Genomic DNA, 20,895 nt, shown 5'->3' with positions numbered 1-20,895 from the left:
GCTTCAGATCTTGAGGCGGTCGACGATCTTGCCGCCGACGATGTGGCTGTCGATGATCTCGTCGATGTCTTCATTGTCGACATAGGTGTACCAGGTGCCTTGCGGATAGATGACCACTACCGGCCCTTCCTCGCAGCGCTCCAGGCAGCCGGCCTTGTTGATGCGCACTTTGCCCTCTCCCGCCAGGTCGAGTTGCTTGATGCGCTTCTTGGCATGCTCCTGCGCGGCCTGCGCGCCCTTGTCGGCACAGCAGGTGCGCTCGCCCGGTTTGCGCTGGTTGAGGCAGAAGAAGACGTGGTGCTCGTAGAATGGTTGGTCGCTCATGATGCGGATGGGTCCGTGGTCGGGTGGCGTGTCAGCGCCTCGTCAGCCTTGATGCGCCTGGTGTCGCGGCAAAACCTCAATGATACACCCCGCTCATTTTTGTTTCCGGTGCACCGGGTGGTAGAGGAACCAGATCGCCAGGAACGGCCACAGCACCGACAGGAACTGCGCGGCGCCGTCGAAATTGAGGAACTTGCCCTGCACCCAGGTCTCCAGCGTGGAGATGTAGTACGGGTTGGCCGGCACCGCATTGGTAAGCGCCAGGCTCATGATCAGCGCCAGCGCGGCCAGTCGCCGTTGTGCGGTGGGCGGGGCGAACGACAGGCCGGTGACCATCATGGCGCCGATCAGGATGCCGCCGGCCGAACTGGCGGAAACCCAGACGAAGGCATTCTGCGGCGCGAAAAACAGCGCGCAGGCCAGGGATTTGACGGCGATGCAGCCCAACAGGTAGAGCATCACCAGCGCGCGGCGCGGCGCCTGTTTGCGCAACAGCAGCAAGAGCAGCAGCGCCGCGCCGGTCAGGCCGCAGGCGGTGACGATGACGTCGGCCAGCCAGTACTGTTCGGCGCTGAGCTGGGCGTTGTTGATCCAGGTGGTGGCCAGGTCGATCGGGGTGTCGAGCAGGTCGGAAAAGAAGGCCAGCAACGGCGGCACCAGGTGGCCCAGCCCGAACAGGTGGTTCTGCGGGTAGATCAGCGCCAGCGGCCACAGCCCCGCGACCACCAGCCCGCGGCTGGCCTCGCCGGAAAACCAGCGCCGCCGCATGGACAGGAAGCGGCTCTCCAGCAGGAAATAGCGGCTGCAAGCCGCGCCCAGCAAGGCGCCGACGAACACGCCGGCGGAATTGGTCAGCAGGTCGAGGTTGGACGGGATGCGCGTAGGCAAGTAAGTCTGTACCGCCTCCATGCAGGCCGACAACAATACGCCGGTAGCCGTGGCCGGCCAGATCGCCCATGCCGGCGCGATGCGCGGATGCATGGCGAACACCAGCAGCATGCCCAGCGGGGCGTAGCCGGCGATGTTGGTCCAGATGTCGAAACCGGTCCAGTAATACGGCAGGCGCGACCACAGATAATCGAAAGGCCCCAGGCCCATGTCGCGCCAGCCCGAGAATGGATACCAGCTGGCATAGACGATCAGCAGCGTGTACACCAAGAGGCTCACGCGCGCGAAGGACGAGGCGGCGGGGGCGATGGGGGCGGCGGGAGGCGGGTTGCCGGGCGGCGCCGCTGTCATGTTAGGCTTGGCTTCCATGGGGCAGAGGGTAACCGATTTCACCGGCCGCCACAGCCGCGTGCGCGGCTCTTTACATGACGCGGCGGTGTTGCGCGGCGGGCCTCTTGCGCGCCGCAGGCGGCGCTTTGTGGCCGTCTGCCGTTACAATGCGGCCTATGAACAAGACTTCCAATTTGTCGGCTGCGGCCTTGCCCGAACCGGTTCCTCGCGAGCACGGTGAGGGGAACGGCGAGATGCTGGTGCAGGGCGAGCGCGTCGCCAAGCTGCTGGCCGGTTCCGGTAATGCCAACGTCCAAGGCATCGTCGTCGAGGCCGTGGCGCAGACCGGCTCGACCAATGTCGACCTGATGCAGCGCCTGCCGACCCTGGCGCTGCCGGTGCTGCGCGTGGCCGACCGCCAGAGCGCCGGCCGTGGCCGCGCCGGCCGTGCGTGGCGCACCGCGCCGCAGACTTCGCTGACCTTTTCGCTGGCCTGGCGTTTCGAGCGGCCATTGCATGCGCTGCTGGGTTTGCCGTTGGCGGTAGGCGTGGCGCTGGCCGAAGCGCTCCAGGTGCTGGGCGTGCAGGCACAACTGAAGTGGCCCAACGATGTGCTGCGCGATGGCGCCAAGCTGGCCGGGGTGCTGATCGAGACTGCCGCCGATGGCGGCACCGGGGCCGCTACCTGGGCGGTCATCGGCATCGGCCTGAACCTGGGGGTGCCGCCCGATCTGGAGTTCGAGCTGGGCCGCGCCATCGGCGCCGCGCCTGAATTGCAAAAGCAGCCGCGCGAGACGGTACTGGCCATCATCGCCAGTTCGCTCGCCGATGCGCTGGTGGAGTTCGAGCGGCATGGCTTCGGTGCGTTCATCGCGCGCTGGCAAGCGTTCGATGCGTATGCCGGGCAGCCGGTGAAGATACTCGATAACGGCCGTATCGTGCATGAGGGCATTGCTGCCGGCGTGGATGCGATGGGACGTTTCCTGATCGATACCGATGCAGGCCGGGTGGTGGTGCTGGCCGGCGACCTGTCGTTGCGGTTGCAGGAATAAGCAGGGATAGAACGCATGAGTTCTGACATGCTGCTGATCGACGCCGGCAATACCCGGATCAAATGGGCGATTCCGGCCGCAGGGGGCGCCAGCCGCTGGCTGCACCAGGGCGCGGTGGCGCGCGGCGCGGCCGCGTCGCTGGCGGCCGCATGGCAGCAAGCGGGGTTGGCGGTGAAGCGCGTGTGCGTATCCAATGTCGCAGGGCCGGCCTTGCGCGAGACGCTGGACGAGATATTGACGCAGGCCTTCGGCGCCGATGTCGCGGTCGAATGGTTCGCCTCGGTGCCGGAGCGCGCCGGACTGCGCAATGCTTACCGCAATCCCGGCCAGCTCGGTTGCGACCGTTTCGCCGCAGCCATCGGGGCGCGCGCCTTGTTTCCGGGGCAGGAATTGGTGGTTGCGACTTGCGGCACGGCAACCACGATCGACGCCGTGAGCGCGGAAGGGGTGTTCGTCGGCGGCATGATCCTGCCGGGGCTGGGCACGATGGCCACTTCACTGGCGTTGTCGACCGCGCAGTTGCCGCAGATCGAAGCCATTTCGCCGCTGGCGCAGCCATTTGCCGACAACACGGTGGATGCCATCGTCTCCGGCTGCATCGCGGCCCAGGCCGGCGCCATCGAGCATGCGCTGGACGAGCGCCGCCGCCTGGCGCCGGGGCGCGCCTTGCGCTGCGTGCTGTCCGGCGGCGCCGGCGCGGTGCTGGTTGCGCATCTGAAGTTGGGCGATACGCCGCTGGAAAAGGTGGATAATCTGGTTTTGGCCGGCCTGCATGCGGCCATGGTCTACAGCGGCTGAACGGCCGGCTGTCTCACTGGACAAGGCAAAGGAAGACGGAAGCGCGGATGAAGCTGAAATTGCTTTTTTGGCTACTGCTGATCGGCAACGGCATCCTGTTCGGATTGCAGCACGGTTATTTGGGTGCCACCGCTTCCGAGCGCCGCGAACCGCAGCGCCTGGCCGAACAGTTGCATCCGGAGTTGCTGTCCATCCTGCCGCCCAACAGCCAGAAGCTGGTGCCGCCGGTCCGTACACAGGACGCGCCGGCCCAGCCCGCCACCTCCATTCCCACCCCTGAACCCGCATCCGGCGCCGCGCCTGCCGCGCCGGCGCTCGCCACCGCCGCTCCGGCTGGGGCGCCGCCGGCTGCACCCCAACGGGCTGCGGCGGCAGTCGCGCCTTCCTGCACTGAGGTTGGCAATTTCAGCGCCGCCGATGCGCGCCGCTTTTCGTCGCAACTGGCCAGCCTCAACCTGGGCGACAAGGCGGTCCAGAAGCTGACGCAGGACGTCACCAGCCATATGGTCTACATCCCGCCGCAGGACGGCCGCGACGGCGCCGAGCGCCGTACGGCCGAACTGCGCCGCCTGGGCATCGGCGACTTCTATGTGATTCCCGATAGCTTCCCCAATCCGGCGCTGCGTTACGGCGTCTCGCTGGGCATCTTCCGTACCGAGGAAGCGGCCAAGGCCTACATCGGCCAGTTGATTTCGCAGGGCGTGCGCAGCGCGCGCATCATTGCCCGCCGTTCCGGCGCCGGCAAGCAGGTGTTCCAGCTGCACGACCTGAGTCCGGATGCGCGCGCCGCGCTCGACCAGATCAAGAGCGCCTTCCCGGACCAGGAAATCCGCGCTTGTTCAGCCTGATCATTCCGCTGCAGGCACGTTGCCATTAACGCACAGCCTTCGCAAACGGATCCTTCTTTCCATGTAAAATCGCGTTCCCAAGAACCCACCTCCAGCCACAGGACACCGCCATGACCACCGACCTCACCAATGTTGCACCACAGATCAAAGCCGAAATCCTGGCTGAAGCGCTGCCGTACATCCGCAAATTCCACGGCAAGACCATCGTCGTCAAATATGGCGGTAACGCGATGACCGAAGAAAGCCTGAAGCACGGTTTCGCACGCGATGTGATCCTGTTGAAGCTGGTTGGCATGAACCCGGTGGTGGTGCACGGCGGCGGCCCGCAAATCGATGCCGCGCTGAAGAAGATCGGCAAGCAGGGGACCTTCGTGCAGGGCATGCGCATTACCGACGAAGAGACCATGGAAGTGGTGGAATGGGTGCTGGGCGGCGAAGTGCAGCAGGATATCGTGATGCTGATCAACCACTACGGCGGCCAGGCGGTGGGCCTGACCGGCAAGGACGGCGGCCTGATCCGCGCGCGCCGCATGCAGATGCCGGACAAGGAGAAGCCGGGCCAGTTCCTCGACATCGGTTTTGTGGGCGAGATCGAGGCGATCAATCCGGCAGTGGTCAAGGCGCTGCAGGATGACGCCTTCATTCCCATCATCTCGCCGATCGGCTTCGGCGACGACGGCCAGGCCTACAACATCAACGCCGACGTGGTGGCCGGCAAGATCGCCGAGATCCTGCATGCCGAAAAGCTGATCATGATGACCAACATCGCCGGCGTGCAGGACAAGGCGGGTAACCTGCTGACCGACCTGTCGGCGCGCGAGATCGACGAAATGTTCGCCGACGGCACCATTTCCGGCGGCATGCTGCCGAAGATTTCCTCGGCGCTGGACGCGGCCAAGTCGGGCGTGAACACCGTGCACATCATCGATGGCCGCATCGAGCACTCGCTGCTGCTGGAAGTGCTGACCGAACAGGCTTTCGGCACGATGATCCGTTCGCACTAACCGGAACGCACAGGCGCTGGCGGCGGCCGGCGTCAATGTGCAATGGTTGCGGGAATGAAAAAGGATGAGCTTGCTCATCCTTTTTCGTTTTCCGGCTGGCGGGTTTGAGTGCCACGCCGTTCAGTAAAGCTGCTCCACCTTGAGCCCTTTTTCTTTCAACAGCGCGGGCACGCTGCGCGGGCCGACCAGGTGCAGGATGCCGATGGCGGCAACCGCCTTGTCATGCCCGGCCAGCAGCGCGGCGATGCCGTCGGCCAGATCCGGATTGCGCTCGTCCAGCAGCGCCTGGCGGGTGAAGGTGCCGGCGAAGGATGGGTCTTGCTCCATTTCCTGCAAGGCGTTTTCGAAACCCCGGCTGTTCGCATGGCGCCAGGCGTCGACCAGTTCAGTCAGCTTGCGGGTGGTGTCGGCGTCATCCATCTCATCGAGCGTGTCGCCCAGGAATTGCGCCTGGTGCGCGGCATCGAGCCGGGCGAAGATCGACATCTGCCGCTTGGCGCTTTCCAGTTCCACCACGGTTGCGCCATGCGCGCGGGCGGCGCCGGCCAGGTAGCTGTCCACCGCCAGTTCGGGGCGATAGCCGCTGCTGGCGTATTCCTGTACGGTCAGCGCCATGGCCAGCATCCATGGCCGCAAGCCTTGCATCTGTTGCGCGGGCAACTGGTAGCGCTTGAGTGCGGCCATCGTGCGCTGGGCCAGTGCCGGATCGAGATGATCGTCGAAGCGCTGGCCGGACGGGTAGATGCCGTATTTTTGCACCGCCGCCTGCAAGGCGCCGGCGTTTTGCGGATCCAGTTCCAGCGCCAGGACGGGGGCTTGGCCCAACGCCTGCGCGATGCGCTGTTCCAGCGGATAGAAATCGCTGGCGCCGACGTGGATGGTGCCGAACAGGTGCAGCGTGTGGCGGCCATCGGAAACCCGGTAGAGCGCGCCGCGGTTGGGCGGCTCCTGGCCGGCCGCAGCTGAAGGCGCGGCGCCATGCGCCTGCGGCAGATAAAAACAGGACAGCAAAGCCAATGTCACTATAATCAGTCGTCCCGCAAAGCCTTTCACTGCTTGCCTTTCTTTTCTTGCATCGTTATCGCCGCGACCCGGTGCGGGGCGCGGATGGTTTGATTTATGGCGCCCAATACTACACCGCTCTGGCTGTTCGATCTCGACAATACCCTGCACAACGCGTCGCACGCGATCTTCCCCGCCATCAATGCCAACATGAACCGGTATATGACGCGCGTGCTGGAGCAGGGCGGCCACCCGTGCGACGAGGCGGCGGTCAACCATCTGCGCCGCCATTACTGGAAACTGTATGGCGCGACGCTGCTGGGAATGGTGCGCCACCATGACGTGCGCCTCGAAGACTTCTTGCATGAGGCCCATTTGTTCGATGATTTGCCGGGGATGGTGCGCGCCGAGCGCGGCATCGGGCGTTGGCTGCAGCAGCTTCCTGGGCGCAAGATCCTGTTGACCAACGCACCGCGCCGCTATTCCCGCGAGTTGTTGCGCCATCTTGGGCTGCACCGGCATTTCTCGCGCCATATCTCGATCGAGTCCATGCACGTGCACCGCCAGCTGCGCCCCAAGCCTTCGCGCCTGATGCTGCGCAAGCTGCTGGCGCGCGAGAAGATCAGCCCGCGCCGCTGCATCCTGGTGGAAGACACGGTGGACAACCTGAAGGCCGCCCGCGAGCTGGGCGTGCGTACCGCCTGGGTGACCCAGTACCTGATCGGCAATGCGATGCTGGGGCATCTGGCGGCGCAGCGCGTGCGCAGCCGTCTTCCTTCCTATGTCGACGTCAAGGTGAGTTCGGTGCGGCAACTGCCGCGGCGGCTGGCCAAGCTGGGCGCTGCGCGTTCACGGCGCTGAGCGAGGGGATGGGGATTGGGCGTTGGCCGCCGGACTCAGTCCGCGCAGTCCGCGCACCAGCCTTTGATGGTCAATTCCACTTCGTGGCTTTGAAAGCCCTTGCCCAGCGTCTTGCGCAGGGCTGATTGCAGTTGCGCGGCGGTGGAGCGGTGCTTGTCGGCGTCCGGCAGCACGGTGGCCAGGAAGTCGGTGCCGTCGCTGGCGTCCAGGCAGAATACGCGCGCGCAGCGCGTGCACTTGAAATGCCCGTGCTGGTGCTGTTTGCCGTGCGAGTGGTCGTGCAGGCCGTGTTCCGGATGGTCGGCGCCGGCGCTGTAACGGAAGATGCGGTCGTCGCTGGAGATCTTGTGCGCCAGGCCGGCCTCGGTCAGGCAATCCAGCGCGCGGTACAGGGTGACGCGGTCCATGCCGGCGAAGCGGTCCTGGATATCCTGGTGCGAGGCCGCGCTGCGGGTTTCCAGCAAGGCGCCCAATACGTTCACGCGCGCCTGCGTCACGCGTACGCCGGCCTCGCGCAACTGCGCCTGGGCCAGCGCGGTCATGGCGGCGGCTTGGGCGCTGTGGCTGCTGGCTGGAATATCGGCGGCTTTGGCTTTCATGGGCGGCATCAACGTGGTGATTCAGCCTCTATTCTAGCCGATGCATGGTGGGGTTTCCTGTCGCCTTGCAGCAGAGGCCGAGGGATCCTATTTGGGGCCGTTCTTCTTGGCGCGCGGGTGCGCCTGGTCGTAGACCTGCGCCAGGCGCTGGAAGTCGAGCGCGGTATAAACCTGGGTAGCGGTAATGGAGGCGTGGCCCAGCATTTCCTGCACCGCGCGCAGGTCGCCGGAGCTTTGCAGAACGTGGGAGGCGAAGGAGTGGCGCAGCATGTGCGGGTGCACATCGCTGGCCATGCCCAACGCCTGGCCGTGGATCTTCAGGCGCAATTGGGTGACGCGGGCGGACATGCGCGTGCCGCGCTCGGTCAGGAACAACGCATGCCGCTCGGGCCCGGCATCCGCTTTCACCAGCGATGCGCGGATCGGCAGCCAGTCGGCGATGGCCTGGCGGGCGGCTTGCCCCACCGGCACCTTGCGCTTTTTGTCGCCCTTGCCGGTGACGGTGACTTCGGCGTTCTCCAGGTCGATCCAGCCGGCCGATTCATAAGCGCCTTCCCGGGTGTCGGCGATGTCGATCGTTCCCAGTTCGGACACGCGCAGGCCGCTGGAGTACAGCAGTTCAAACATGGCGCGGTTGCATGCGGCCATCGTGGAAGAAGGATCCTTGCCCGGATTGCCCTGCGACACCAGCCGGATGGCATCATCGGCGGCCAGCGCCTTGGGCAGCGGCCTGCTTTTCTTGGGCGGCTTCACGCCGTCCACCGGATTGGCCTGCAATTCGACTTCCATCGACAGCCAGGCGAAAAAGCCGCGCCATGCCGACAATTTGCGCGAAATCGATCGGGCATTCAGGCCGCGCGCGTGCAATTGCGCCGCGCATTTTCTGATCTGGGATTGGCCGGTTTTGCGGAAATCAAGGGCGCCATCGCCGCTGGCCGGATTGCTCGCCGTGGACAGCAGGCCGAGCAGTTCCTGCAGGTCGCGGCCGTAGTTTTCCGTGGTATGGGCGGACAGCTTGCGCTGGGTGCGCAGCGTGGAGAGGTAGTGCTGAATCAGCGAGTGCGGGGCGGTATCCATCGGCGCTCATTCTTCATGCTGTGTCGCGTTGCCCGGACGCGGCGAAATAAGGCGGAGGCGGATAAAGGCCGCACAGGCGGCCCGTTTTCAGCGCAGCAGGCAGGCCAATGCCGCGCTGGCAGTTTCGCCGATGCGGGTGAGAAAGTCGGTGCCCATCTCCGCAGTGAAGCGATTGGGATCGCCCGAGCCCAGCACCAGCAGGCCGAACGAGTCCGGCGAGGCGCCGCCGCGCAGCGGCAGGATCGCGACCGACTTGACCGAGGCGGCGTCTTCCAGCCATGAGGCCGCTTCGAAGTCCTTGTTGGGGCCGCAAAATGGCGCGGAGAGGCCGTTGGCGAAAATCTGCGCATCTTCCGACACCGACTGCGTGAACCATTGCGCGGCATGCGTTTCGGCCACATTCCACAGGCGCAGGGTGACTTGCGGCACATGGAAGGTTTCTTTCAACTGATCGGCCAGCGTGCGCGGCAGGTCGGTCTCATTGCGCGCCAACAGCAGGGCGCGTGTCCACGCCTGGAATTTGTTGGTGATCTCATCGTTTTCCTGGGCGATGCGCATCAGGTCGGCCATGTGCAGCTCCTGCACCTTGATCTTTTCGCGCAGGATTTCCATCTGGCGTTCCTGCAGGGAAACGGCGCGGCCCATGACCGGACTGGTCAATTTGATTTTCGACAGCAACTCTGCATGCTCTTCGAAGAAGCCAGGGTGATCGAGCAGGTATTCGGCAATCAGATCGGAGTCCAGTTGGGTGGTCATCGCTAGTGTGTTTGTATGAGTGTCACGGCAGTGTTGTCAGGCGGGATCATGTTTGCTCCATGCCACCAGGCAATGCCTGAAGTATCGCGAGATTATCCTCGCTATCGGAAAGGCTGACAATCGCTGAGAGTGCTTCTTCTGGCTTTACCGGCGGTCTATGGGGGGGGGCGGGGGCCATGCAGAGCCAAAGCTGAAGAGACAAGTCCGGAAAAGCGACGCGGAATAAGAAACGGGCTTGCATGATTGCTCATGCAAGCCCGAATCGGTTTTAACTCAAGTATTGAAGACCGACATTTACATGCCGGGCATCAAATCCTTAAATTAGAACTTGTGGCGGATACCAACTGCAACAGCGGTTTGGCTGGCGTCAGAGCCAGTTGCATCGCCATACACGCCCGGGTTTTGAATGTCGGTTGCGCGCAGGTTGGAGACGAAGGCGTACAAGTCAGTACGCTTCGACAGCCAGTAGTCTGTACCCAGGTTGATTTGGGTCAGCTTGCCCTTGTTACCGAAGCCAGCCAGATCAGCACGGGTGTGTTGAACGCTAGCCAGCAGCTTCAGGGATGGGCTCAGCGAATAAGCAGTACCCAGTTCATAGATATCTGCCTTCTTCGAATTAGCCAGAGTTGCGGTAGCAACAGTCAGCGCGGCAGTGTTCAGGTCTTGCTTGACACGCGAGTAGTTAGCGTACACGCGTGCTGGGCCGAACTGGTAGCTGGCAACCACGTTCAGAACCTTAGCAGCGCTGTTACCTGCGTTAGCTGCAACGCCTGCACCGGTAGTGCCAACCAGCAGCGAGGTGTCTGCAGGAGTCGAGCCTTGCTTCGATTGGTAGTAGTTCAGACCCAGACCCAGAGGACCATTGTCGTACTTGCCGCCGATACCGAAAGCTTGGCCGGCCGAAGTTTGACCAGCGGTTTCGCCGAAACCGTAGATCAGGTTACCGGTGAAGCCACTCAGGTTAGCAGTGGTGTAGCTGATGGAGTTGTTGGTGCGGGTACCTTCCAAGCGATCCAGGTTGTGACCGACTGTGCCGGTGACGCCACCGAAGTCGGCAACCGAGGTGTATGCGGAGATGGTGTCAGCGAAGTCGGTTTGACGACCCAGCAAAACGGTACCAAAGCCGCCAGCCAGACCGACGACAGACTTACGACGGAACAGGGTGTTGGTGGACTTGGAGTCATCCAGAGCGCCGGTGTCGTTCTTGAAGCCAGCTTCCAGGTTGAACACTGCCGACAGACCGCCGCCCAGATCTTCAACGCCCTTGAAGCCGATGCGCGAACCTTGGATGATGCCCGAATTCAGGCTGAACTTGCTGCCAGTGTTACCAGTGGTGGTGTTAGCAACCTTGCTGGTGTAAACAACACCGGTATCAACGATACCGTAGATAGTGACGGAGCTTTGTGCTTGAGCAGCACCTGCGAACGCGCCGAGAACGGCCAGTGCCAGCAGAGATTTTTTCATTTGACATCCTTCTATAAAAATAGTCTTGAGGATCCGTACTTCTAGTCGGATGGTGAGACATTAAGGGTTCTCATTTGGCATGGCCGCAGATTGGTCGTTTGGCGGCTGGAATTTTGGTTGAAAGCGTCAAACTCGTTGTCGAGTGTTGTTTTTTTCAAACGCTTTCCATGCGAAGGGTGCCGTGCGGCAGATTCGCGCTTGTGGAGTACACCCTGTTATCGGCCGCTGGAGAAGAAGCTTGATCCTATCCGTCTTATGTGCTGAATTGTTGTTAAAACGATGCATTTATGGTGTTTTGTACTCAATTTTAAAAAAATGTGATTTGTAGGGCATAATTTTGGTTTTCTGATCTATCGCAGAAGGCTAATGGCAAATCGAGAAGATCTCGCAATCATCCGTGCCGCGCGGGCCGGCCAGGCCGAGGCGCAGCTCACCCTGGGCAAACGTTACCTGTTTGGCGGTAACGGCTTGCCCCAAAGTCTGGGGACGGCATTCCACTGGCTGGAGCGCGCCGCGCGCCAAGGGCTGGCGGATGCGTGGATGCTGATCGCCCAGCACATTCCTTATGAAGTGGTCATGCCCCTGGCCAAGCCGCAGGATGCGGCCTTATGGTACGAGCGGGCATTCGACGCCGGACTGAGCAAGGCCGGGCTGGTGTTTGCCAGGCTGGTGCTGGGCAATGTTGCGCAGATCAGCGCCGATCTTAAAAAGAAGGCGATCCGGGCGCTGGAGGTGGTGGCGCGCGAGGGCAACCCCGATGCCCAATGGTTGTTGGCCCAGCAAAGCCCTGAGGTGCAACAGCAACTGGCCCAAGGCGGCGAGGCTGTGGCTGCTGCCGGTGCGGAGCTGGCGCAGCAGGCGGTTCGGCCGCAGGATGAAATCCGCCAGTGGACCCAAAGGGCTGCCGACGCCGGCATCGAGCAGGCCCAGCATGCCTTGGCCGATGCCGCGTGGAGCCAATCGGACATGCCGGGATTCCTGCAGCGCGCCCAGCCTCTGGCCGATGTATTGCTCAGGCAGTATGAGGCGGTGGCCAGCCAACTGAATGCGCCGGCCGAGATGCTGGCTTCCAGCCTCGGTGGGCAGAACATACGACTGTTAAGGCGTTTGGCCCAGGTGCGGCTGGGAGAGGCGCAGCCCAACCTGCTGTATGTCCAGCAATTGCTGGAACTGGCCGCTTTGGCCGGAGACCGCGATGCCCAATTGGGGTTGGGGCTGTTATATGGGCGGATGGATGAACAGGGCGAACGGCTGTTCCCGGGGCGGGGGTCGGCTAATTATAAGAAGGCGATCCGCTGGCTGACGCTGGCAGGGGAGCAGGGCATGGCGGCGGCCTGGTATGCCTTGTCGCGCATTTACCTGAAGCCGGAATTTTCCCAGCGCAACCTGGCCGATGTGCAGCATTACCTGGAGCGCGCGGCGGAGATGGGGCACATGGCGGCGCAGCTGGAGTGCGGCGTCACGGCCTGGCGCAATCGCCGCGATGATCCGGCCAACGATGTGCGCGCCCTTTACTGGCTGCAAAAGGCGGCTACCCAAGGCAGCGTCCAGGCGCAGTCCTTGCTGGAGAAAGTCGCCGACCGTCCCGGCACGGCGCCGTGGGCGCTGCAGGCGCGCGCGCAACTGACCCGCGAGCTGGTCAATGCCTACCCGTTCCTGGCGGCGCGCATCGAGTTGGCGACCCTGTTCAAGCTGACGCGGCCGGAGGCCTTGCTGCTCGACCTCAAGCAGGCCGACTGCGGCCATTGCCTGGTGGTGGACATCCGCGCCCAGTACGCACGCAGCAAGCGTCGCCTGATCATGGTCGAGACGGGCGAGGAGCGCGGCGCGCTCAACCGCATCAGCCGCCTGTTCGAAGACGTGGACTGCGGGCCTTCCGGTCCCGAGGGCAATTATCGGCAGCGCTTGTATCGCTTGAAGGCCGCGGTGCCCGATGCTGCATCGGGCGTTGAAGAGACCGAGGAGCGGGGTGTGGACGTTTAATGAGCGCTAAGCGCTCCCCTGCGTAAAAATGGCTTGCCACCCGGCAAGCCATTTTTTATTCAGGACGACTTCGGCCATCGGTGCCGGCATCAATCGGGCAAGTCGATTTCGCCTTCGAACACCGATATCGCAGGGCCGGTCATCAGCACCGGCTGGCCGGCGCCCTGCCAGGCGATGCTGAGTACGCCGCCATGCGTTTGCACCGCGACCGGCGAATCCAGCAGGCCGCGGCGAATTCCAGCCACCACCGCCGCGCAGGCGCCGGTGCCGCAGGCCAGCGTTTCGCCGGCGCCGCGCTCATACACGCGCAGGTTCACATGATGGCGGTCGACGATCTGCATGAAACCGGCGTTGACCCGCCGCGGGAAGCGCGGGTGATGCTCGATCAGCGGGCCATCCTGCAGGACCGGGGCCGCTTCGGTGTCGGCCACTACCTGCACGGCATGCGGATTGCCCATCGATACCACCGAAATCCAGTTGGTCTTGCCGGCAACCTCCAGTGGCCACAGGCTGTCCAGGCCTTCCGTGCGGCTCTCCAGGCCGGCGCCGTCGAACGGCACCTCGGCCGGCGCCAGGATCGGGGCGCCCATGTCCACGGTGATGCGGCCATCGTCTTCCAGCCGGGGTTCGATGATGCCCGACATGGTTTCCACCCGGATCGCGCGCTTGTCGGTCAGGCCCTTGTCGGTCACGAACTTCACGAAGGCGCGCGCGCCGTTGCCGCATTGCTCAACTTCGCCGCCATCGGCGTTGTAGATGCGGTAACGGAAATCCACGCCATCGCCGCGGGCCTTTTCGACCACCAGCATCTGGTCGGCGCCGATGCCGAAGCGGCGGTCGGCAATGAACTTCCACTGGTCGGGCCTGAGGAAAATGGCTTGGTTGATGGCGTCCAGCACGACGAAGTCATTGCCGGCGCCATGCATCTTGGTGAATTTGATCTTCATGAAGACATTATATGGACAGAGCCGCTTCTTTACAGGAGGGCCGGCTGAAAGATTGTTCAGCCGGCCGCATCGCGGCGGTAAGGATCGGGTTCGCCGGGCGGGCGGGTCTTGAAGCGCTTGTGGGCCCAGAAGTATTCCTCAGGGGTTTCGCGCACGCGCTCTTCGATGAAGGCGTTCATGCGGCGGGTGGCGGCGGCGATGTCGTCGCCCGGGTAATCCGTCCAGGCCGGATAGAAGGTGGTCTTCCAGCCGCGGTAGCCGGGCAGGAAGGTGGTGATGACAGGCACCACGTTGGCGCCGGTGGCGGCCGCAATGCGCGCGGTGGAGGTCAAGGTGGCGGCGGGGACGCCGAAGAACGGGACGAACTCGGCGTCGCGGATGCCGAAATCCATATCCGGCAGCATGATGAAGGGCAGGCCGTCGCGCATGGCGCGGATGATGGGTTTGACGCCCTTCTCGCGCGACAGCAGCGTCACCGGCCGGAAGCGCGAACGGCCTTTGAGCAGCGCATCGTCGACGATCTTGTTTTGCTGGCGGGCGTAGATGGTGCAGACCGAATAATCCGAGTTGAGCACCAGGGCGATGCCGGGAATCTCCAGGCACACGAAGTGCGGGCACAGCAGGATGGTGGGGCCGCTGTCGATCGTATCGAACGGGACGCCGGGTTCGACCTGGATCAGGCGCTTGAGGCGCGCTTCGGAGGCCCACCACAGGATGCCGCGCTCCAGCGCGCTGCGGGCATAGGACTGGAAATGCCGGCGGGCAATTTGCCGGCGCTCTTCTTCGGTTTTTTCAGGAAAGCACAGCCGCAGGTTGATCAGCGTGATGCGCCGGCGCGGCCGCATATACATATAGAGCAGCGAGCCCAGCGCTTCGCCAAGGCGGCCGAGGATGGGGAGCGGCAGCCAATGCAGCAGCCACATGAGCCCGATCAGGGCCCTCATGGCATCTCCTCCGGTTTTGCCACGCCCGGCGGCACCTTGTAGCGGTTATAGCTCCATATGTATTGGGCCGGGCATTGGGCGATCAGCGCTTCCATGGCGGCATTGATGGCGCGCGCCTGTTGCTGCGGGGTATCGCCCAGTTCGCTCTCAAAGGGCACGAAGCGCACGGCGTAACCGCGCCCCCACGACAGCCGCTCGGCATAGACGAGCACGATGGGCGCGCCGCTCATCTGGTGCAGCTTGGCCGACAGGGTCATCGTATAGGCCGGTTTTCCAAAGAAATCGGCCCATACGCCTTCGCCGTTCTGCGGCACCTGGTCGGGCAGCAGGCCGATCGCCTGGCCGTTCTTCAGGGCCTTGAGCAGGATACGCACGCCCGCCAGGCTGGCCGGGGCCAGGTGCAGGTTGGCGCGCGCCCTGGCCCCCTCGATCAGCGGCTTGAGGGCAGCCTTGCGCGGCGGGCGATACAGCGCGCTGAGCCGGGTGCGCTGCGCCACGGCTTGCGCCGTGATCTCGAAGCATCCCAGGTGCGGGGTAAGCAGAATCAGGCCGGACTTGGCATCCAGCGCCTGCTGGGCGAATTCCCAGCCCTCGACGCGGGCCGTGCGCAACACCCGGCCCGGGTTGGCGCACCAGATGAAGGGCAATTCGAACATGCCTTTCCCGGCTTCGCCGACGGCCTTATATAAATGGGCGCGATGGCCGGCACGTTCGATGTTGTCGATGAAACGCCGCCGGTAGGCGGGCGAAGCCAGAAAGACCAGCCAACCCATTGCCAGCCCGATGGCGTGCAAAACCGGCAAGGGCAAAAAGGACAACAGGCGGAATAAAGAAACGAGCATACTTGCCGATAACAGGGACAGGGCCGTAGAAACAAGCGTCAATTTGCAGAAAATTGCAAGAGGCGTAAAATAGCACATGCCGTCGAGTTAATGACAACTTGCGAGACGGGGTATAAATATCGCTAAAGCGTCGCAGGCTCGACAAATGATTGGCCGCGACTGGGTTTAATCACTTTTTGTTAGGGGCTGCAGCATGTCCAACGAATTTCTCTTCACCTCCGAATCCGTCTCCGAAGGCCATCCCGACAAGGTGGCCGACCAGATTTCCGACGCGATCCTGGACGCCATCCTGGCCCAAGACCCGCAATCCCGTGTTGCTGCAGAAACCCTCTGCAACACCGGCCTGGTTGTGCTGGCCGGCGAGATCACCACGCGCGCCAATGTTGACTACATCGATGTCGCCCGCGAAACCATCAAGCGCATCGGTTACGACAACGCCGACTTCGGCATCGACTACAAGAGCTGCGCCGTGCTGGTCGCCTACGACAAGCAGTCGCCCGACATCGCCCAGGGCGTTGACGAGGGCCGCGGCGTCGATCTGGAGCAAGGCGCCGGCGACCAGGGCCTGATGTTCGGTTATGCCTGCAACGAAACCCCGGAACTGATGCCCGCCGCGATCTACTATGCGCACCGCATCGTCGAGCGCCAGTCGCAACTGCGCAAGGACGGCCGCCTGCCATGGCTGCGTCCGGACGCCAAGTCGCAGGTTACGCTGAAGTATGTCGATGGCAAGCCGGTCGCCATCGACACCGTGGTGCTGTCGACCCAGCACTCGCCGGACATGCAGCAAAGCGCTATCCATGAAGCGGCCATCGAAGAGATCATCCGTCCGGTGCTGCCGGCCGAGTGGCTGAAGAACACCCGCTACCTGATCAACCCGACCGGCCGCTTCGTCATCGGCGGCCCGCAGGGCGACTGCGGCCTGACCGGCCGCAAGATCATCGTCGATACCTACGGCGGCGCCGCCCCGCACGGCGGCGGCGCGTTTTCCGGCAAGGATCCGTCCAAGGTCGACCGTTCGGCCGCCTACGCCGGCCGCTACGTGGCCAAGAACATCGTCGCCGCCGGCCTGGCCGAGCGCTGCCAGATCCAGGTGTCCTACGCCATCGGCGTGGCCAAGCCGACCTCGGTGATGGTGACCACTTTCGGCACCGGCAAGATCAGCGACGAACAACTGGGGCACCTGGTGCGCGAGCATTTCGACCTGCGTCCGAAGGGCATTGTGCAGATGCTGGACCTGCTGCGCCCGATCTACGCCAAGACCGCCGCCTACGGCCACTTCGGCCGCGAAGAGCCGGAATTCAGCTGGGAGCGCACCGACAAGGCCGCCGCACTGCGCGCTGCCGCCGGACTGTAATTCTTCTTGGTGCGCCGCAATTGGGAGCCCGCAAGGGTTTCCCAATCGCCTTCGGCGCGCTAGAATGCACCTCCCGCGGGGTTTCCTCCGCACCGTTCCTGCACGTTGGCATTGCATGCAGGGGGCGGCAGCAAGATTGCACAATGCCTCACCGCGGCAAGGAGCGTTGCGACAGGGAAATCCTGCCAGGCTTGCTTGCGGTGAACAGGCGCCCGCCAGGGCGCCTGGCAACCGCGCTCACGTTACTTTTTTTCTGATTCTATGAAAGGAGGGCGTGAACAACGCCGTTGCCATGTCTACTACCGCATCCCAAGACTACATCATCGCCGACATCGGCCTGGCCGACTGGGGCCGCAAGGAAATCAAGATCGCCGAGACCGAAATGCCGGGCTTGATGGCGATCCGTGAAGAGTTCGCCGCTGCCCAGCCGCTGAAGGGCGCGCGCATCACCGGCTCGCTGCACATGACGATCCAGACCGCGGTGCTGATCCAGACGCTGGAAGCGCTGGGCGCCAAGGTGCGCTGGGCTTCCTGCAACATCTACTCGACCCAGGACCACGCCGCCGCGGCCATCGCCGCCAACGGCACCCCGGTGTTCGCGGTCAAGGGCGAGAACCTGGACCAATACTGGGATTACACCCACCGCATCTTCGAATGGACCGACGGCGGCTATTCCAACATGATCCTGGATGACGGCGGCGACGCCACCGTGCTGCTGCACCTGGGCGTGCGCGCAGAGAAGGACATCTCGGTGCTGGACAAGCCGGATTCGGAAGAAGCGGTCTGCCTGTTCAACTCCATCAAGCGCTACCTGGCCAAGGATGCCAGCTGGTACTCCAAGCGCCTCAAGGAAATCAAGGGCGTCACCGAAGAAACCACCACCGGCGTGCACCGCCTGTACCAGATGCACAAGGAAGGCAAGCTGGCCTTCCCGGCGATCAACGTCAACGACTCGGTCACCAAGTCCAAGTTCGACAACCTGTACGGCTGCCGCGAATCGCTGGTGGACGGCATCAAGCGCGCCACCGACGTCATGATCGCCGGCAAGATCGCCGTCATCGCCGGTTACGGCGACGTCGGCAAGGGCTCGGCACAGGCCATGCGCGCGCTGTCGGCGCAAGTCTGGGTCACCGAGATCGACCCGATCTGCGCACTGCAGGCCGCCATGGAAGGCTACCGCGTGGTGACCATGGATTACGCCGCCGAACACGGCGACATCTTCGTCACCTGCACCGGCAACTACCATGTGATCACGCATGACCACATGAAGAAGATGAAAGACCAGGCCATCGTCTGCAACATCGGCCACTTCGACAATGAAATCGAAGTCGCCGCGCTGAAGCAATACACCTGGGAAAACATCAAGCCGCAAGTCGACCACATCATCTTCCCGGACGGCAAGCGCATCATCCTGCTGGCCGAAGGCCGCCTGGTGAACCTGGGCTGCGGCACCGGCCACCCGTCCTACGTGATGAGCTCGTCTTTCGCCAACCAGACCATCGCCCAGATCGAGCTGTTCGTGAACACCAAGAACTACCCGATCGGCGTCTACACGCTGCCCAAGCATCTGGACGAGAAGGTCGCCCGCCTGCAGCTCAAGAAGCTCAATGCGCAACTGAGCAAGCTGACCGAAGAACAGGCGGCTTACATTGGCGTGAAGACCGAAGGTCCGTACAAGGCCGATCACTACCGTTACTGATCGGCGGCGCACGGTCGGGCTCCTGCCTGATCGTGCCGTGCCTGCACCATCCGGGCTGTCGTTACGTTGCCGCTGCGCGTGCGGCAGCCCGCCCCATTCAGACAAGGCCCGAAAGGAAGTGCCATGTTTATGTTATTGCTGACCTGGCTGATCAATGCCCTGGCCTTGCTGGCCGTTCCCTACCTGATGCACTCGGTGCAGGTTGACAGTTTCGGCTCCGCCCTGGTGGCCGCGCTGATCCTGGGCTTCGTCAACACCATCGTGCGCCCCGTGCTGGTGGTGCTGACCCTGCCGGTGACCGTGCTCACGCTGGGTTTGTTCATCCTCATCATCAACGGCCTGATGTTCTGGGTGGTGGCGCAACTGGTGGGCGGCTTCCATGTCGGCGGTTTCTGGTCGGCGGTGGGCGGCGCACTGCTCTACAGCATCGTGTCCTGGGCCTTGTCCACACTATTGCTGAAGTCCAAATAATGAGTAAGCATAATTTCAGTATTGAATTCTTCCCGCCCAAGACGCCGGAGGGAACGGAGAAGCTGCGCGCCACGCGCGCCAGGCTGGCCGAATTGCAGCCGAAGTATTTCTCGGTGACTTTCGGCGCCGGCGGTTCGACCCAGCAGGGCACGCGCGATACCGTGCTGGAAATCACCGCCGAAGGCCATGAGGCGGCGCCGCACCTGTCCTGCATCGGCAGTTCGCGCGCCAGCCTGCGCGCTATCCTGGACGACTACCAGGCCAACGGCGTCAAGCGCCTGGTGGCGCTGCGCGGCGACCTGCCCAGCGGCTATGGCGCGATGGACCAGGCCTCCAGCGAATTCCGCTATGCCAACGAGCTGGTCGAATTCGTGCGGGCGGAAACCGGCGACTGGTTCCACATCGAAGTGGCGGCTTACCCTGAGATGCATCCGCAGGCCAAGTCGCCGCAGGACGATGTGCAGAACTACGCGCGCAAAGTGAAGGCCGGCGCCGATTCGGCCATCACCCAATACTTCTACAACGCGGACGCCTATTTCCGCTTCGTGGACGATGCCGCCAAACTGGGCGTCGATGTGCCGGTCATCGCCGGCATCATGCCTATCACCAATTACTCGCAACTGCTGCGTTTCTCGGACATGTGCGGCACCGAAATCCCGCGCTGGGTGCGCCTGAAGCTGGCCAGCTACGGCGACGACGTCGACTCCATCCGCGCCTTCGGGCTGGATGTGGTCAGCCAATTGTGCGAACGCCTGCTGGCCGGCGGCGCGCCTGGCCTGCATTTTTATTCGCTCAACCAGGCCGGGCCGACGCAGGCGGTGTGGCAGCGCTTGGTCAAGTAAGCTTGGCTGGAAAGCCGCAATAATAAAAAATCCGGATATACACATATATCCGGATTTTTTATTGTCGATCCGCTACGTTTGTGCGGAACATCTTGGTGTGGCGCGATCGTATTTATTCAATGCATAGTATTTATTCAATGCATAGTATTTATTCAATGTATTGTATTTATTCAATGGCATCGGTCAGCACCAGATCCAGCGGCATGTCGTGCCGCTCGGCCGCGAACTCCACCAGCCCAAAGGCATAGCACACCCCCACGGCCAGCGGCCGGTGCGGGCCGGCCAGCGTGCGGTCGTAAAACCCGCCGCCATAGCCCAGCCGCATGCCGGCGGCATTGAAGCCGACGCAGGGCACCAGCAGGGCCTGCGGCTGCACTACCGGCGCCTCCTCGCCCGGAACCAGCGTTCCCAGCGCCTCCTTGCGCAGCGCATCGCCCGGCCGCCAGCGGCGAAACTCCAGCGGCGCATCGTTAGCGGTCACCACCGGCAAGGACAGGTGCACGCCACGCGCGGCCAGCGCGTTATAGGCGGCAATCAGATCCGGCTCCTTGCGGATGGGATGATAGACCCCGATGCTGGCGATGCCATGCGCCAGGCACCAGGCCAGCACGCGGTGGCCGATCAGTTCATCCGAGACCGCCTTGCCATGCGCGTCCAGCGCTTTGCGGCGCGCCAGCAGGTCGGCGCGCAGGGCCTTTTTCAGCTGTTTGTCCAAGGCGTCTTCCCGGTTCGGCGCGTGGATGTCGCATGCTATGCTTGGCGTCGTCATCTGTTTCGTCATCTGTTCCGTTGTCTGTTTCATTCACA

General features: G+C 63.3%; 21 protein-coding genes and 1 riboswitch. Of the genes, 10 read left to right on the top strand and 11 right to left on the bottom strand.

Going from position 1 to position 20,895, the window contains the following annotated elements:
• Positions 1-3: 3 nt before the first annotated feature.
• Both AC07N6_RS12405 and AC07N6_RS12400 read right to left on the bottom strand, forming a co-directional pair.
• The gene (locus AC07N6_RS12405) at positions 4-324 is read right to left on the bottom strand and encodes a (2Fe-2S) ferredoxin domain-containing protein (protein ID WP_494781673.1); all 321 of its coding nucleotides are present in this window, start codon (positions 322-324) and stop codon (positions 4-6) included.
• A gap of 93 nt (positions 325-417) precedes the next feature.
• Positions 418-1,563 carry a VanZ family protein gene (locus AC07N6_RS12400; protein WP_494781674.1) on the bottom strand — a complete coding sequence of 382 codons (1,146 nt, stop codon included), beginning with the start codon at positions 1,561-1,563 and terminating at the stop codon, positions 418-420.
• 146 nt (positions 1,564-1,709) lie between these two features.
• On the opposite strand from AC07N6_RS12400, the gene AC07N6_RS12395 reads away from it, so the two are divergent.
• The 4 genes from AC07N6_RS12395 (at position 1,710) to argB (ending at position 5,244) form a co-directional block, all read left to right on the top strand.
• Entirely contained in the window at positions 1,710-2,594 is an 885-nt protein-coding gene (locus tag AC07N6_RS12395) for a biotin--[acetyl-CoA-carboxylase] ligase (protein ID WP_494781675.1), read from the top strand.
• Between the two features lie 15 nt (positions 2,595-2,609).
• Positions 2,610-3,392: a type III pantothenate kinase gene (locus AC07N6_RS12390; protein WP_494781676.1), complete on the top strand. Its 783-nt coding sequence runs from the start codon at positions 2,610-2,612 to the stop codon at positions 3,390-3,392.
• Between the two features lie 47 nt (positions 3,393-3,439).
• Positions 3,440-4,240, top strand: a complete 801-nt coding sequence (locus tag AC07N6_RS12385) for a hypothetical protein (RefSeq protein WP_494781677.1) — start codon at positions 3,440-3,442, stop codon at positions 4,238-4,240.
• A 110-nt stretch (positions 4,241-4,350) separates the two neighbouring features.
• Entirely contained in the window at positions 4,351-5,244 is an 894-nt protein-coding gene (gene argB, locus AC07N6_RS12380; protein WP_050467787.1) for an acetylglutamate kinase, read from the top strand.
• A gap of 120 nt (positions 5,245-5,364) precedes the next feature.
• Here the strand turns inward: argB and AC07N6_RS12375 are convergent, their stop codons facing one another.
• Positions 5,365-6,267, bottom strand: coding sequence for a TraB/GumN family protein (locus AC07N6_RS12375; protein WP_494781678.1), 903 nt, complete (start codon positions 6,265-6,267; stop codon positions 5,365-5,367).
• 96 nt (positions 6,268-6,363) lie between these two features.
• Here AC07N6_RS12375 and AC07N6_RS12370 point away from each other — a divergent pair, with 96 nt between their 5' ends.
• Positions 6,364-7,107, top strand: a complete 744-nt coding sequence (locus tag AC07N6_RS12370) for a pyrimidine 5'-nucleotidase (protein WP_494781679.1) — start codon at positions 6,364-6,366, stop codon at positions 7,105-7,107.
• 35 nt (positions 7,108-7,142) lie between these two features.
• On the opposite strand, the gene AC07N6_RS12365 is transcribed toward AC07N6_RS12370, so the two are convergent.
• The 4 genes from AC07N6_RS12365 to AC07N6_RS12350 all read right to left on the bottom strand — a co-directional run bounded on the left by AC07N6_RS12365 (position 7,143) and on the right by AC07N6_RS12350 (position 11,003).
• Positions 7,143-7,715, bottom strand: coding sequence for a Fur family transcriptional regulator (locus AC07N6_RS12365; RefSeq protein ID WP_494781680.1), 573 nt, complete (start codon positions 7,713-7,715; stop codon positions 7,143-7,145).
• Between the two features lie 78 nt (positions 7,716-7,793).
• Entirely contained in the window at positions 7,794-8,783 is a 990-nt protein-coding gene (locus AC07N6_RS12360) for a tyrosine recombinase XerC (protein WP_494781681.1), read from the bottom strand.
• 87 nt (positions 8,784-8,870) lie between these two features.
• Positions 8,871-9,539 carry a DUF484 family protein gene (locus tag AC07N6_RS12355; RefSeq protein ID WP_494781682.1) on the bottom strand — a complete coding sequence of 223 codons (669 nt, stop codon included), beginning with the start codon at positions 9,537-9,539 and terminating at the stop codon, positions 8,871-8,873.
• Between the two features lie 321 nt (positions 9,540-9,860).
• Positions 9,861-11,003 (bottom strand): porin, encoded by a 1,143-nt coding sequence (locus tag AC07N6_RS12350; protein ID WP_494781683.1) that lies wholly within the window; start codon positions 11,001-11,003, stop codon positions 9,861-9,863.
• A gap of 366 nt (positions 11,004-11,369) precedes the next feature.
• Between AC07N6_RS12350 and AC07N6_RS12345 the strand changes: the two genes are divergently transcribed.
• Positions 11,370-12,986: a tetratricopeptide repeat protein gene (locus tag AC07N6_RS12345; protein WP_494781684.1), complete on the top strand. Its 1,617-nt coding sequence runs from the start codon at positions 11,370-11,372 to the stop codon at positions 12,984-12,986.
• Positions 12,987-13,075: 89 nt separating this feature from the next.
• Here AC07N6_RS12345 and dapF read toward each other — a convergent pair whose 3' ends face one another.
• The 3 genes from dapF to AC07N6_RS12330 are packed head-to-tail and all read right to left on the bottom strand — an operon-like array spanning position 13,076 to position 15,719.
• A complete protein-coding gene (dapF, locus tag AC07N6_RS12340) occupies positions 13,076-13,933 on the bottom strand; it encodes a diaminopimelate epimerase (protein ID WP_494781685.1) in 858 nt (285 codons plus the stop codon).
• 56 nt (positions 13,934-13,989) lie between these two features.
• Positions 13,990-14,877, bottom strand: a complete 888-nt coding sequence (locus AC07N6_RS12335; protein ID WP_494781686.1) for an LpxL/LpxP family acyltransferase — start codon at positions 14,875-14,877, stop codon at positions 13,990-13,992.
• Complete coding sequence (locus AC07N6_RS12330; RefSeq protein WP_494781687.1) at positions 14,874-15,719, bottom strand: lysophospholipid acyltransferase family protein; 846 nt, start codon at positions 15,717-15,719, stop codon at positions 14,874-14,876. Before AC07N6_RS12330 ends, AC07N6_RS12335 begins: the two co-directional genes overlap by 4 nt.
• A gap of 193 nt (positions 15,720-15,912) precedes the next feature.
• Here AC07N6_RS12330 and metK point away from each other — a divergent pair, with 193 nt between their 5' ends.
• The 4 genes from metK (at position 15,913) to metF (ending at position 20,088) form a co-directional block, all read left to right on the top strand.
• Positions 15,913-17,076, top strand: coding sequence for a methionine adenosyltransferase (gene metK / locus AC07N6_RS12325; protein WP_494781688.1), 1,164 nt, complete (start codon positions 15,913-15,915; stop codon positions 17,074-17,076).
• A gap of 152 nt (positions 17,077-17,228) precedes the next feature.
• A riboswitch (S-adenosyl-L-homocysteine riboswitch) is annotated at positions 17,229-17,322 on the top strand.
• Between the two features lie 28 nt (positions 17,323-17,350).
• Positions 17,351-18,775, top strand: coding sequence for an adenosylhomocysteinase (gene ahcY, locus AC07N6_RS12320; protein WP_494781689.1), 1,425 nt, complete (start codon positions 17,351-17,353; stop codon positions 18,773-18,775).
• Positions 18,776-18,898: 123 nt separating this feature from the next.
• Complete coding sequence (locus AC07N6_RS12315; protein ID WP_494781690.1) at positions 18,899-19,246, top strand: phage holin family protein; 348 nt, start codon at positions 18,899-18,901, stop codon at positions 19,244-19,246.
• Positions 19,246-20,088, top strand: coding sequence for a methylenetetrahydrofolate reductase [NAD(P)H] (metF, locus tag AC07N6_RS12310; RefSeq protein WP_494781691.1), 843 nt, complete (start codon positions 19,246-19,248; stop codon positions 20,086-20,088). The genes AC07N6_RS12315 and metF overlap by 1 nt, the downstream gene beginning before the upstream one ends.
• Positions 20,089-20,254: 166 nt before the next feature.
• On the opposite strand, the gene AC07N6_RS12305 is transcribed toward metF, so the two are convergent.
• Positions 20,255-20,803: a 5-formyltetrahydrofolate cyclo-ligase gene (locus AC07N6_RS12305; protein ID WP_494781692.1), complete on the bottom strand. Its 549-nt coding sequence runs from the start codon at positions 20,801-20,803 to the stop codon at positions 20,255-20,257.
• Positions 20,804-20,895: the final 92 nt, after the last annotated feature.

The sequence above is a fragment of the Herbaspirillum sp. GW821-FHT09A12 genome, from assembly GCF_059418325.1.
This window is presented reverse-complemented; position numbering and strand designations above follow the sequence as displayed.

Excerpts from the sequence above, each read along its gene's own strand:
- AC07N6_RS12370 (WP_494781679.1), top strand. The coding sequence starts at position 6,364 with ATGGCGCCCAATACTACACCGCTCTGGCTGTTCGATCTCGACAATACC.
- AC07N6_RS12390 (WP_494781676.1), top strand. The coding sequence starts at position 2,610 with ATGAGTTCTGACATGCTGCTGATCGACGCCGGCAATACCCGGATCAAA.
- AC07N6_RS12355 (WP_494781682.1), bottom strand. The coding sequence starts at position 9,539 with ATGACCACCCAACTGGACTCCGATCTGATTGCCGAATACCTGCTCGAT.
- AC07N6_RS12350 (WP_494781683.1), bottom strand. The coding sequence starts at position 11,003 with ATGAAAAAATCTCTGCTGGCACTGGCCGTTCTCGGCGCGTTCGCAGGT.
- AC07N6_RS12395 (WP_494781675.1), top strand. The coding sequence starts at position 1,710 with ATGCGGCCTATGAACAAGACTTCCAATTTGTCGGCTGCGGCCTTGCCC.
- AC07N6_RS12360 (WP_494781681.1), bottom strand. The coding sequence starts at position 8,783 with ATGGATACCGCCCCGCACTCGCTGATTCAGCACTACCTCTCCACGCTG.
- AC07N6_RS12385 (WP_494781677.1), top strand. The coding sequence starts at position 3,440 with ATGAAGCTGAAATTGCTTTTTTGGCTACTGCTGATCGGCAACGGCATC.
- AC07N6_RS12315 (WP_494781690.1), top strand. The coding sequence starts at position 18,899 with ATGTTTATGTTATTGCTGACCTGGCTGATCAATGCCCTGGCCTTGCTG.
- AC07N6_RS12405 (WP_494781673.1), bottom strand. The coding sequence starts at position 324 with ATGAGCGACCAACCATTCTACGAGCACCACGTCTTCTTCTGCCTCAAC.
- AC07N6_RS12345 (WP_494781684.1), top strand. The coding sequence starts at position 11,370 with ATGGCAAATCGAGAAGATCTCGCAATCATCCGTGCCGCGCGGGCCGGC.
- AC07N6_RS12400 (WP_494781674.1), bottom strand. The coding sequence starts at position 1,563 with ATGACAGCGGCGCCGCCCGGCAACCCGCCTCCCGCCGCCCCCATCGCC.
- metK (WP_494781688.1), top strand. The coding sequence starts at position 15,913 with ATGTCCAACGAATTTCTCTTCACCTCCGAATCCGTCTCCGAAGGCCAT.
- metF (WP_494781691.1), top strand. The coding sequence starts at position 19,246 with ATGAGTAAGCATAATTTCAGTATTGAATTCTTCCCGCCCAAGACGCCG.
- argB (WP_050467787.1), top strand. The coding sequence starts at position 4,351 with ATGACCACCGACCTCACCAATGTTGCACCACAGATCAAAGCCGAAATC.
- AC07N6_RS12335 (WP_494781686.1), bottom strand. The coding sequence starts at position 14,877 with ATGAGGGCCCTGATCGGGCTCATGTGGCTGCTGCATTGGCTGCCGCTC.
- AC07N6_RS12330 (WP_494781687.1), bottom strand. The coding sequence starts at position 15,719 with ATGCTCGTTTCTTTATTCCGCCTGTTGTCCTTTTTGCCCTTGCCGGTT.
- dapF (WP_494781685.1), bottom strand. The coding sequence starts at position 13,933 with ATGAAGATCAAATTCACCAAGATGCATGGCGCCGGCAATGACTTCGTC.
- AC07N6_RS12365 (WP_494781680.1), bottom strand. The coding sequence starts at position 7,715 with ATGCCGCCCATGAAAGCCAAAGCCGCCGATATTCCAGCCAGCAGCCAC.